The organism is Acinetobacter sp. YH12072 (assembly GCF_013419565.1).
Classification (GTDB): Bacteria; Pseudomonadota; Gammaproteobacteria; order Pseudomonadales; family Moraxellaceae; genus Acinetobacter.
The window spans coordinates 59,204-70,635 of record NZ_VOZV01000018.1 but is presented as its reverse complement, the minus strand read 5'-3'; the positions used below and the strand labels follow the sequence as shown (position 1 = coordinate 70,635).

Annotated in this window: 12 protein-coding genes and 1 rRNA gene; 3 read left to right on the top strand and 10 right to left on the bottom strand. The window is 43.1% G+C overall.

Features of this window, described 5'->3' with window-relative positions:
• The 4 genes from FTU19_RS16200 to FTU19_RS09495 form a co-directional block, all read right to left on the bottom strand.
• Nucleotides 1-70 (bottom strand): 16S ribosomal RNA (locus tag FTU19_RS16200); the annotation flags it as partial.
• Between the two features lie 438 nt (nucleotides 71-508).
• Nucleotides 509-1,585, bottom strand: coding sequence for a DUF6670 family protein (locus FTU19_RS09505; RefSeq protein ID WP_180130891.1), 1,077 nt, complete (start codon nucleotides 1,583-1,585; stop codon nucleotides 509-511).
• A gap of 24 nt (nucleotides 1,586-1,609) precedes the next feature.
• Nucleotides 1,610-2,431: a CDP-diacylglycerol--serine O-phosphatidyltransferase gene (gene pssA / locus FTU19_RS09500; protein ID WP_005233819.1), complete on the bottom strand. Its 822-nt coding sequence runs from the start codon at nucleotides 2,429-2,431 to the stop codon at nucleotides 1,610-1,612.
• A gap of 37 nt (nucleotides 2,432-2,468) precedes the next feature.
• A complete protein-coding gene (locus tag FTU19_RS09495) occupies nucleotides 2,469-3,326 on the bottom strand; it encodes a 23S rRNA (adenine(2030)-N(6))-methyltransferase RlmJ (protein ID WP_004786802.1) in 858 nt (285 codons plus the stop codon).
• Between the two features lie 113 nt (nucleotides 3,327-3,439).
• Here FTU19_RS09495 and FTU19_RS09490 point away from each other — a divergent pair, with 113 nt between their 5' ends.
• Together FTU19_RS09490 and FTU19_RS09485 are read left to right on the top strand one after the other, a co-directional pair.
• Nucleotides 3,440-4,042, top strand: coding sequence for a 2OG-Fe(II) oxygenase (locus FTU19_RS09490; protein WP_159122608.1), 603 nt, complete (start codon nucleotides 3,440-3,442; stop codon nucleotides 4,040-4,042).
• Nucleotides 4,043-4,113: 71 nt separating this feature from the next.
• Nucleotides 4,114-4,641 carry a hypothetical protein gene (locus tag FTU19_RS09485; RefSeq protein ID WP_166139653.1) on the top strand — a complete coding sequence of 176 codons (528 nt, stop codon included), beginning with the start codon at nucleotides 4,114-4,116 and terminating at the stop codon, nucleotides 4,639-4,641.
• A gap of 71 nt (nucleotides 4,642-4,712) precedes the next feature.
• Here the strand turns inward: FTU19_RS09485 and FTU19_RS09480 are convergent, their stop codons facing one another.
• From FTU19_RS09480 to FTU19_RS09455, 6 genes are all read right to left on the bottom strand, one after another.
• Complete coding sequence (locus tag FTU19_RS09480; RefSeq protein ID WP_004786809.1) at nucleotides 4,713-4,970, bottom strand: DUF2789 family protein; 258 nt, start codon at nucleotides 4,968-4,970, stop codon at nucleotides 4,713-4,715.
• Between the two features lie 116 nt (nucleotides 4,971-5,086).
• Entirely contained in the window at nucleotides 5,087-5,350 is a 264-nt protein-coding gene (locus FTU19_RS09475; RefSeq protein WP_004786812.1) for a DUF2789 family protein, read from the bottom strand.
• A 46-nt stretch (nucleotides 5,351-5,396) separates the two neighbouring features.
• Complete coding sequence (locus tag FTU19_RS09470) at nucleotides 5,397-5,675, bottom strand: DUF2789 family protein (RefSeq protein ID WP_004786814.1); 279 nt, start codon at nucleotides 5,673-5,675, stop codon at nucleotides 5,397-5,399.
• A 177-nt stretch (nucleotides 5,676-5,852) separates the two neighbouring features.
• Nucleotides 5,853-6,839 carry a malate dehydrogenase gene (locus tag FTU19_RS09465; RefSeq protein ID WP_004786815.1) on the bottom strand — a complete coding sequence of 329 codons (987 nt, stop codon included), beginning with the start codon at nucleotides 6,837-6,839 and terminating at the stop codon, nucleotides 5,853-5,855.
• 172 nt (nucleotides 6,840-7,011) lie between these two features.
• On the bottom strand, nucleotides 7,012-7,650 hold the full coding sequence (locus FTU19_RS09460; protein WP_180130900.1) for a ribonuclease I: 639 nt from the start codon (nucleotides 7,648-7,650) through the stop codon (nucleotides 7,012-7,014).
• A gap of 34 nt (nucleotides 7,651-7,684) precedes the next feature.
• Nucleotides 7,685-9,619, bottom strand: coding sequence for a transglycosylase SLT domain-containing protein (locus tag FTU19_RS09455; RefSeq protein ID WP_373684943.1), 1,935 nt, complete (start codon nucleotides 9,617-9,619; stop codon nucleotides 7,685-7,687).
• 335 nt (nucleotides 9,620-9,954) lie between these two features.
• Here FTU19_RS09455 and miaB point away from each other — a divergent pair, with 335 nt between their 5' ends.
• A complete protein-coding gene (gene miaB, locus FTU19_RS09450) occupies nucleotides 9,955-11,412 on the top strand; it encodes a tRNA (N6-isopentenyl adenosine(37)-C2)-methylthiotransferase MiaB (protein WP_179992786.1) in 1,458 nt (485 codons plus the stop codon).
• Nucleotides 11,413-11,432 lie beyond the last annotated feature (20 nt).

Here is an 11,432-nt window from a genome sequence, read left to right as displayed (position 1 = left end):
CCCGCTCGACTTGCATGTGTTAAGCCTGCCGCCAGCGTTCAATCTGAGCCATGATCAAACTCTTCAGTTAAAATCATTTCGAACTTTATAAGTAAAGTTCTTAAACTTGGCTCATCAATTTTCTGACTTAAATTTCGCTCAAATAAACTTCGAGTAATTTAAACCAATCAATCAATGAAAATAATTTCGATCAATCAACCAGTAAAAATCCACACAAGTTGTTCTTCATAATCTCTTAATGATCTTCTTGCTACTTCGTCAGTAGCAAGCTAGGTCGGCTATATTACTCTCTATCTCTAGAAAGTCAACCAGTAATGAAAATTATTTTTAAACTTTCTTTCTAAAACCTAACTTAACCATTTCATGCTAAGTTACTGTTTTATCAGGAGTTTTGATCTTCATCACCGCCGATGGATGTGCATTATAGACCAATCCCAAACAAGCGCAACCCCTATTTTTAAGAAAATACTTCAGTTGATTGTTATTTCTACAAAAATGCCGATTTTCCCTATTTTTTGAGCATTAAAGGTACAGGATTGGCCAATGTACTTAATAATTTCTCTTTTTTATTGTGTTCCTGAAAGCGCAAGGAGCGGCAATCTATATATTCACAGTAGCCCCCGCCATGCTCAGTCTCGCCATTAATTCTAACTTCGTAATTAAAGCTTCCAACATAACCCGCAGCCAGACCAAATTTGAAATCTCCTCGGCTTTGTCCCTGCAGCCAGATCTGCATTCCTTTGCCATCTTCATAGCACCATTCAAACTCACGCGGCAGATACATCTTTTGCCCATTTGGAGTAGTCACACTCGGATAAACCCGATGCACCTTGAAATAGACTTTTTGATCGAACATTTGACTGGCCATATTTTTCAAGTCACGCAGATAAATTCGTGACTGCACAATGCTGTTCAGACTATCTCGAATTTGTGCCAACAATAATTGCCGTCCTTCACTCAGGTTAATAATCTGATAAGTCAGAAATGCTAAAGGCAAATAGGGAAAATTAAAGCTTCGTGCAAATTCAAAACTACCTAAACTCTCGATGAGATATTTCTGATCTTTATAATGTAATGTGCCCTGACAATAACAAAGCAAAGACCAATGATCAGCCAGTGCAAAGCGCATTTGGGTAAAGTGTGAAATCAGATTAGTCGTATGAATACTAAGATCAAAACTCAGTTCAGAATCAAAACGCTGTAAACGAAAATGTGGAAAGTCACCCGTCAATTTTTCACGATCCAGAAACTGAAACAGGCCATACTGAAACTTGCAATCCTTTTTGACTGAATAGCAATTTAATTGTCCTGCCATATGCGGACTGGTACTACAGATTACTGTGGCTGTATCCAGTGCATTGGTTTGAATAGCACTCGGGTTTGCCAACATCGGTGCATTAGGCTGACCAATAATACTCAGAAAATTAAGATAATGAAGGGGTGCAGGCAGATCCGGAAGTGTCAGGCCCTGATGAATAATTTTATATTTCTGGTTTGGCCCATGATAGGCAAGATTATGCTGGGAAACAGCAGGAGTCTGATTCAGCTGTTTCGAACGATCTAGAAAATCTTGAAGAAACTGCATCTCAAACTCCTTATTTTTATATTGTTATAAGGTACTCTGTCTTTTCGCCATGAATGTTGTAAGGAAACCAGACAAGGCATAGATGACAGAGATCACGAGAATCCCTACCGGAATATTATAAGTCATCGCTGCAAAGATAAACACCGCGATCGGCAACACGAAAAACGGTACCCGTCTACGCTCTACGGTTTTAAATGAATAGTATTTGATATTAGAAATCATCAATAAGCCAACGATTACAATAATTGCAGCATTAATGATTTGTACAGTAAAATCACGAATATCAAACACAGCTGGGAAGTCCAATCCTACCCAGACCAGTGAAATAATAATGACGGCTGCTAATGGACTCGCAACGCCAATAAAGTAGCGTTTGTCCACTACGCCAATCTGAACGTTAAAGCGGGCTAGACGGAAAGCTGCACAAGCCGTATAGACAAAACAAGCCGCCAGACCGATACGGCCTAAATCACTTAATCCCCAGCTATACATCAAAATAGCCGGTGCCACCCCAAATGCCAGCATATCGGATAGTGAGTCAAACTGCTCACCAAACGGACTTTGTGCACCAATAGCGCGCGCCACACGGCCATCCAGACCATCGAATAAGGCCGCCAGGAAAATCGCATAAATGGCTTGCTGGAATTCGCCATTCATACTGGCAATAATCGAGTAAAAGCCTGATAACAACGCAGCGGTTGTAATCAGGTTAGGCCACAGATAGATACCTCGACGCTTAACTCTTTGCCCTTCCTGGGTATGCTCTACCTCTTCCACCTCGAAGGTGATGCCATCAAATGGCAAATCTTTCGAGGATTCGTGTTCCGGCTTATTTGTACTTGTCATTCTTGTCGATCCTAACTATGACCCGATCTTTAAAATATTATTCGCCTACTAACCAACGAACTGCTGCATGACCGCCATTTTCCTGCATACGCAAATGCGGGAATAACCATTGCAGCGCTTCGTCTGCATCTTCAGAGAACTTCCAAGGTGGGTTAATCACCAGTAAACCACAACCATTTAAACCCACTGGTGTATCATCTGGCCATACACAGATTTCACATACCAACTGACGGCGAATCCCGGTCTTGAACATTTTCTTCTCGAAACGTTCAATCATGGCACGGTCTTTAATTGGGTACCAAACTGCAAATACGCCTGTCGGCCATTTTTTATAAGCAGCAACCAGTAATTCAACCAGCTGTGGGAAGTCTTTACGCTCCAGCTCATACGGCGGATCGATCATCACCAGACCACGTTTTTCTTTCGGTGGAATGACTGCGAGCAAGCCTTCATACGCATCACGCTCATGCAAACCGGCGCGTTTGTCAAAAATGTTATGACGTAACTGCTGGAACACATCACGCTGCATTTCAAAAATGGTGGCCTTGTCAATTTCACGCATGCCTTCCAGTGCAAACCAAGGTGAACCCGGATATGCACCTTTACCAAAGTTTTCACGCATTTTCTCAACAATTTTTAAATATTGTTGTACACCTTCTGGCGCATTACGCTTGACCGAATCATCCAGCTTGATCAGACGATGAATACCGTTCAGGAATTCCCCTGACTTTTGCGCTTCAGAGGTGGATAAATCATATTTACCTGCACCACCATGTGTATCCACATAGCGATATGGTTTATCTTTTGCATTGAGTCGAGTCAATAATTGAAGCAACAATACATGCTTCATGACATCGGCAAAGTTGCCAGCATGGTAATGGTGACGGTAATTCATGTTTCATTAATTCCTAATATCAACCGCTATTTTAACATGAAAAATAGTTTCGTTCAGACCCGATTCTTACATAGAATAGCGCGACCCCAATTTACCCTTCTAGGTGAGTTTCTATGGAAGCAGTTCAACTCCCGGCAACCTGGCCAGTTGATCAGATTATTGATGATCTAGATCAGCATGGTTTTAGCATGATCGACAATGCTTATGCCCCATCCTATGTTGAACAGCTGATTGCTGAATGTACCAGTAATCTGGAACGCTTTCGTGATGCAGCCATTCAGAATGGCGTAGTCAGCAATATCCGCAGTGATCACATTCTCTGGCTCAATGAAGATCTGGAAATTTCTAACCAGCATGTGCAAACCTTACAGGCTTTAGGTCATGAGCTGAACCGCGCTTTCTTCCTCGGCATTAAAGATGTGGAAGCCCATTTTGCCTGCTATAACGCGGGTGAGTTCTATGCCCTGCATCGCGATAATCCTCAAGGCAAAAATGGCCGGATGATTTCTGCGGTTTATTATCTGCATGATGATTGGCAAGATAACTGGGGCGGCGAACTACATCTGCAGGATAAAAATGATCAATGGCATATTATCCAGCCTAAACCAAACCGTATTGCCTTCTTCCAAAGTGATTTAATGCATGAAGTTTTAAAAGCCAAACATCAACGTTTATCAATCACCGCCTGGTTAAGAAGTGATACCTGTTTGCTCTAATCCTTTTTCCACGCTTTAAATTTCAATTTTCAGCCTCATATAGCAATCATTGAGATATAAGGACTGCGTTCATGCGACCAACCCCCAAAGAGATCATTGCACGCATTGGTGAAACAGATCAGCTGTTTTTAAATGGCAATACGCCTGAGCTGGCGCTTGAACGGGCGGATCTTCGTCTGCAATTGGTGACTATTAGCCAGTTACGTCAAGAGCAGGTGCATTTCCTGCAAGAAGCGATTGTTCTGCTGGAGCAAGGCCGGATTGAATTTGAAGAAATGCCACTGGATTTGTATATCAATCTTTCTTTACACCTGGCCAAGGCCTATATGATCTACTTTGAGCTGACCAAAGAAGATCATTATGCGCTTATTACCCAGCAGATTCTAAAACCAATGACCAATTATGAGCATGCGGATATTTATTTCTTCCTGGCTTATGCATCTGCCAGTAAGAAAGAGCCTGCCATGACTCGTCACTGGCTAAATAAATACAGTAAAACGGCCCAGTTTGACCATGAACTGGTAGGCCAGCATCCGGCATTTGATGAATATCGTCAACTGGAATGGTTTATCCAGATTCTGCGTAGCCGTATGCATTAGAACAACGAAATCTGTTCTTATAAAAATGCCTCACATTGATGAGGCATTTTTTATGAATTAATTTAATTGACTCAAGCCAGACGGCGTCGATCTGCATCCAAATGCAATTGCTGATTCAGTTCATCAATCCAGATTGCCCAGTCATCATCCTGTACCAGATGGCTAATTAGCAACGAACGCTGCGCTTTATTCCAGAAAGGTGCTTCATGCAGTGACATATGAGCAGGTAGCTGATGAGTACGCACATAAAGCTCAATTGCCGCCGGGCTATTAGCCAGGCCGAGTTGAGAAAATAACATTTCTAAGGATGGTTGGTTCTTCCCGAGCATATGCCCTCCTTATATCAGATATATTGTAGTTATTTATAGGACTAACTTATAAGATAAGACAAAAAAAACCTAGTCAAAGGACTAGGTTTTGTTGTGTCTTTTTGTATAAAGAACCCTTAAGTGTTTTCAGGACCTTCTTTATCACTTTCGACATGTAAAAGCTGGTTCAATTTATCAATGATTACGATCCATTCATCATCCTGATGCCAGTGTTCGCGAAGAAAAGCACTTTGCCCCTCATTCCAGAAATCTGCATCCGGCAAAATCACGTCTGATGGTAGCTGATGATTTTTGGTAAATTCATCAATTGATGCTTCATCAGCAGGCAAGCCTAATTGCTCAAATAATAACTCTAAAGTCACTTGCTGTTCTAATACCATTCGCTCACTCCATCATAAAAATAATCAGTTCATTGATTTGAAAATATTATTGACGCTTAGAAGAAGGCAGATCACAAGAACCACTTCCCTCTGCCTCAATATGCAATTGCTCATTGAGTACATCTACGAAAATTGCCCAGTCATCATCTTCTTTCCAGTGGCCAATCAGAAAATCATGCTGGTTTTTGGTCCAGAAAGGAGCTTTGTGTAAGGGGACATCCATCCCAATCTGGTGGGTTTTAATAAATTCATCGATTGCTTCCGGGCTTGAATCCAAACCGAGTTGCTCAAAAAAAAGTTCCATGGTAGGTCGCTGCTCTAACATCTCAGTACCTCCTCTTTTGTTGATGATTCTTCTTATTAAACTAGATGAGCCACTCGCAAAGTTCAGTTGTCCCTCCTTCACAAGATGTTATTTTTTGTTCTTTAAATTTTTTAGAAATAGCAATAAAAAAGCACCCCAAATGGAGTGCTTTTTTTAATTTAATCTTAAAAGATTAAATTATTTGATCATGTCAGCAACTGCAGCGCGCTCTTCTTCAAGCTCGTTCAGTGTAACGTTGATACGTTCACGGCTGAATTCGTCGATTTCAAGACCTTGAACGATTTTGTATTCACCGTTTTCAGTAGTTACAGGGAAACCGAACATTACGCCTTCAGGAATACCATAAGAACCGTCAGAAGGAATACCCATAGTTACCCATTTGCCGTTTGTGCCAAGAGCCCAATCGCGCATATGGTCGATTGCAGCGTTCGCAGCAGAAGCAGCAGAAGACAGACCACGTGCTTCGATGATCGCAGCACCACGTTTACCAACAGTTGGAAGGAATACGTCTTTGTTCCAAGCTGCATCGTTGATTTTGTCTTTCAAGCTTTCGCCGTTTACGTTAGCAAAACGGTAGTCAGCATACATTGTTGGAGAGTGGTTGCCCCAAACAGTCATGTTTTCGATGTCAGAAACTGCAACACCCGCTTTTTGAGCAAGTTGAGTTAACGCACGGTTGTGGTCAAGACGCAACATTGCTGTGAAGTTTTTCGCTGGAAGATCTGGAGCAGATTTCATTGCGATGTAAGCGTTAGTGTTCGCAGGGTTACCTACAACAAGAACTTTAACGTCACGGCTAGCAACTTCGTTCAGTGCTTGGCCTTGACCAATGAAGATTTCGCCGTTTACTTTAAGCAGGTCAGCACGTTCCATACCAGGACCACGTGGACGTGAACCAACTAATAGAGCATAGTCTGCATCTTTGAAAGCTACTTTAGGATCATCAGTACCGATCATGCCCGCCAATAATGGGAAAGCACAGTCGTCTAGTTCCATCATTACGCCTTTAAGCGCTTGCTGAGCTTTCTCAACAGGAATTTCTAATAATTGAAGAATAACTGGTTGGTCTTTACCAAGCATTTCACCGCTTGCGATACGGAATAATAGGCTGTAACCAATTTGACCAGCAGCGCCAGTAACGGCAACGCGAACAGGTTGCTTCATGTAATTATCTCCAATTGAGAGGATCGTCATAATGATTAAATAGCTGTTCTATCTAATCTTAATAATCATAAACGGCAAAGATTGTACTCCAATCCTCTTCGAGATGCATGTAAAAGAGAATGGATTTCAACAAAAGTATGATAGGAAATATAAATTAATTTGACTAAAAAGCTTAGTATGTCCCTTTTATTGTGACAGTTTTTGGGCATGTATTAATAATGTTTGCAGGACAGCCTTTATAGCCACCATTGGCGTTGTAGCAGACCTGGATGGAGGTCAGCAGGCTGGATGCGCGGGTCTGATGGCAGTTAAAGCGCAATGCTGTTGAAGGCAGTTGCGGATTGATTTTCAGAAATTTGGAACGCAGCATGTCAATGGAACCGGTATGGCTTTCCTGCTCGGTGAGTTCTTCAGGAACTTTCAGACGATCAGCATGATTGATCACCGTACGAAAATACTGCGTGGCATTCATCGGAATACAACCACCAATATTATGCCAGAGCAATGCGCGGGTATTTTCATCCGGCATGATACGGGCCACCACTTTAGCCTGCAAAGGCGGTAACTTCGCAGAACTGGTAGTAGTGCAATGTGTTGATGTGGTTTGAGGATAGAGACCAGAAATATTTAGGGAATAACCTTCAAGACATTTTCTTTTTTTACTGTAGGCCGGATCCAGACTGCAAAGTGCCGGTACCATCTGGATGTCCATGACATAACCCGTTGGCAATGCAAAGGCAGCTGGACTTGCTGCTAAAAATAAAAGTGCAGCCCATCCAGCAGAAATTTGAGCACCCCTTATTCCCTTGATCAACAAACTATCCTTCCCTTAGATTTTTTGAATGCTATGGTGTATTACGTAACGGAATGGCTTGCATACGCTTACCGACCGATTGTGCGCCCTGTCCCAATAAAATACCGTAATATGTCGCGTTCGTCATGACATGTTTCACATAATCTCGCGTTTCCAGTAAAGGAATGGTTTCGGTATATTGATCCGCAGCAATACTTTGGAATTCGGGTTGCCAACGGCGGGCACGGTTCGGGCCGGCATTATAACCTGCTGTAGCCAGTACTGGACTATTGCTCAATTGACGCTGAATTGTTGATAAATAGTAAGTTCCGTAACGGATATTGGTGTTCATATCGGTTAAGGCTGCGGGGTTATAAGTCTCACCCATTTGACGAGCAACCAGTTTGGCGGTGTCCGGCATGATTTGCATCAAACCACCAGCGCCTACATGAGAGCGTGCGCCGGTATTAAACCGGCTTTCCTGACGCATCAAACCATAAGCCCAGGCGGCATCAATGCCAGCATTACGGCTATGGCTCACGACATAATTCTGATGTGGCATCGGATAACGATAATTGTAATTATGCTTGTCCGCAGTACGATCTGCTGCATAAATGGCACGGTCATACCAGCCCATATCCATCGCACGTTTGGCTGCTGCCAACAGTAAATCGTCATCTTTTCTTAAATAAGCCTGACGAACTGCCCAGTTCCATTCACGGTTAATATAATTCTCTGGCGCATTAATACTACGCAAGACAAAGGCACGGCGGAAATGAATATCCTGATTCAGGCGTTGCATGGCCTGGCTGGATGGCTGTGCTGAGTTTGGTGTAGAAGCCGTTAACTGGCCTAATCTATCTCGCGCTAGCAGGTTATGATAATCCTCACCGACTGCCAGTTTTTTATAGATACTTTCTGCCGCCTGTTTTGAAGCGCGATCTGTGCGCTGTTCACTGGCACGTGCCAGCCAATATTGCCAGCGGTCTTCCTGTTTCTGGTTCACACTCATGGCATCAATGGCACGAATCAGACTTTCCCAGGCACTAAAACGAATCGCCTGACGGGCATAAATTTCGGCTTCTTCCGGACTAAATGGCAAACCATAACTGGCATCCAGATAGTTCAGCACTTCACGGTTGAAGTTATTTTTCATTACCGTAGTGCCGCCGATATAACCCACAGTTCTGAATAGTGTTTTTTGTACTTGTACCGGTGTGCCTTCAGCAGTACGTTTTACAATGGACATTGCTGAATCAAGATCGCTATCTGCCAGACGCCCCAACGCATAAATCAGATAGGCATGATCAGCGGCAGTACTTTTAGGGGCTGACCATAAATAATTGGTTGGATTGGCCTGAATCGTATTGAGCTGAGCCAGAGACAGGTTAAGCCCTAAACCTTGTGCAGTGGCAATAGCCTGTCCAGACTGACCAGCACGTAATTGCACCCACAAACGCTGCTGGCGGTCTTCATTGGTCATAAGCGGACTGGATAACATCATGCGTCCCAAGCCTGTACAAGACTCAGGTTGAGAATTGGTGGTTAGCCAAACATCCTTAAACTCAGCATAAACCAGCTGATCGCCACTTTTGGCACGGACTTGTGCAACTGCACAGGCTTCAGCCGGATCGGCATTGGTGACATATTGCAGAACTGGTTGCGCAGTAGAAAAGTCAGCCATTTTGACTTTTTCTTCGACATAATCGGCTGCGAGTTTTTCTGCCATAGCCGACTGAGGATAACGTTGGGCGAAACTGATAATTTGACTGGCAGGTTGTGAGCCAAGATTCTGGTTCAGAATCCAGTATTCAGGATAATAGCCCAAGACATCATTTTGCATGGCAGACTGATATTGCTGTAATTGTCCGACATTTCCAGCATTTGCCGCGCGTAAGGCATCATTAAATTGTTCTTCTGCTGCTTGCGCACTCATTGAACAGAGACACGCCACACTCAAGCTTAGTAATTTATAATATTTCTTCATATTTTTAGTGTGTTTAAACATCAATTTGCCTTCTATCATCGATTTTTCGCCCAGCCCCTGTTGCCTATCATAAGAGTTAGCCGGAAAATTATAACCCACTGTATTGTTCACTTATGTAACCTTATGATTAGACAATATTAATTTTCAGACACTTTTTGTCCATAAATCAATATTTTCCCAGCCGCATTTTAGGCTATAAGTTTAAGCGACTTTCCTGCTAAAATATGCGCCTTTTAAAGATTTCAGAACGTGAATTGAATTTTTATTTTACCCGTTTGTTTATGCAAACGGATTATTCGTTCACTCTTTCGACGTATTACCTTGTAGGAGCCTACATGACGGTTCAAACCTTCATTCCAAATGGTGCCCCAGCTGCCTCAGAAAACACTGTTACCCAGCCAGCGCACACCCCAGCCATCGATGGTTCAGTTAAAAAACTGTATATCGAAACGCAAGGGTGTCAGATGAATGAGTATGACAGTCACCGTATGGCAGATCTGCTGGGCGATTCCCACGGCTATGTGCTGACCACCGATCCTAAAGAAGCCGATATTCTGCTGATGAATACCTGCTCGATCCGTGAAAAGGCACAAGAAAAAGTATTCTCAGAATTGGGCCGCTGGCGCAAGCTGAAAGAAAAAAATCCTGACCTGATTATTGGTGTCGGCGGATGTGTGGCCTCTCAGGAAGGTGACAATATCCAGAAACGTGCCAATTATGTGGACATGATTTTTGGTCCGCAAACCTTGCACCGTTTACCGCAAATGCTGGACCAGCATTTTGAGCAGGTCGAAAAACCGAAAAAAGAAAAAATTAAACTGGTCGATATTTCGTTCCCGGACATCGAAAAATTTGACTTCCTGCCTGAACCGCGTGTTGAAGGTTATAAGGCCTTTGTTTCGATCATGGAAGGCTGCTCAAAATACTGTTCATTCTGTGTAGTTCCATATACACGTGGCGAAGAAGTATCTCGCCCGCTGGATGACGTTCTGGCTGAAATTGCTGGCTTAGCAGAAAAAGGTGTGCGTGAAATTTCCCTGCTCGGTCAGAACGTGAATGGTTATCGCGGTGAGACCTTTGACGGAAAAATCTGTACTTTTGCCGATCTGTTACGTTTGGTTGCAGAAATTCCAGGTATTGGCCGTATTCGTTATACCACTTCGCATCCACTGGAATTCAATGATGATTTGATCCAGTGCTACCGTGACCTGCCACAGATGGTGTCACATCTGCATTTACCGGTACAAAGCGGTTCCAATGATGTCTTACAGGCGATGAAACGTAACCACACCATTGATGTGTATATCGAGAAAATCGAAAAGTTACGTAAAGTTCGCCCAGACATGCATTTATCTTCAGACTTTATTATCGGCTTCCCGGGCGAAACCGATGAGAACTTCGAAGAAACCTATCAGTTTATTCAGGATCTGGATTTCGATCACTCTTATAGTTTTGTTTATTCAAAACGTCCGGGCACCCCTGCTGCAGAGCTGGAAGATACAACACCTGAACAGGTGAAAAAAGAGCGTCTGGCCAAAGTTCAGGAGTGGATTAAACAGTCCAGTATTCGTAAAACAGATGCCATGCTCGGTACAGTCCAGCGCGTACTGGTTGAGAAAGTTTCTGATAAAGATCCGAATGTTCTGGTGGGTACAGCAGACAATACCCGTTATGTCACCTTTATTGGTGATGCATCGTGGGTAGGACGCTTTGCAGAGATCGAAATCACCGAAATTAAAACTTTAAATTTAGTTTACGGTGAGCTCTTGAATCTTGAGCCTGACGTGGCGTAATGTAGAGCATATAACGTACA

Coding starts and splice junctions, on each gene's coding strand:
- FTU19_RS09505 (WP_180130891.1), bottom strand. CDS start 1,585: ATGCAGTTTCTTCAAGATTTTCTAGATCGTTCGAAACAGCTGAATCAG.
- pssA (WP_005233819.1), bottom strand. CDS start 2,431: ATGACAAGTACAAATAAGCCGGAACACGAATCCTCGAAAGATTTGCCA.
- FTU19_RS09495 (WP_004786802.1), bottom strand. CDS start 3,326: ATGAATTACCGTCACCATTACCATGCTGGCAACTTTGCCGATGTCATG.
- FTU19_RS09490 (WP_159122608.1), top strand. CDS start 3,440: ATGGAAGCAGTTCAACTCCCGGCAACCTGGCCAGTTGATCAGATTATT.
- FTU19_RS09485 (WP_166139653.1), top strand. CDS start 4,114: ATGCGACCAACCCCCAAAGAGATCATTGCACGCATTGGTGAAACAGAT.
- FTU19_RS09480 (WP_004786809.1), bottom strand. CDS start 4,970: ATGCTCGGGAAGAACCAACCATCCTTAGAAATGTTATTTTCTCAACTC.
- FTU19_RS09475 (WP_004786812.1), bottom strand. CDS start 5,350: ATGGTATTAGAACAGCAAGTGACTTTAGAGTTATTATTTGAGCAATTA.
- FTU19_RS09470 (WP_004786814.1), bottom strand. CDS start 5,675: ATGTTAGAGCAGCGACCTACCATGGAACTTTTTTTTGAGCAACTCGGT.
- FTU19_RS09465 (WP_004786815.1), bottom strand. CDS start 6,839: ATGAAGCAACCTGTTCGCGTTGCCGTTACTGGCGCTGCTGGTCAAATT.
- FTU19_RS09455 (WP_373684943.1), bottom strand. CDS start 9,619: ATGAAGAAATATTATAAATTACTAAGCTTGAGTGTGGCGTGTCTCTGT.
- miaB (WP_179992786.1), top strand. CDS start 9,955: ATGACGGTTCAAACCTTCATTCCAAATGGTGCCCCAGCTGCCTCAGAA.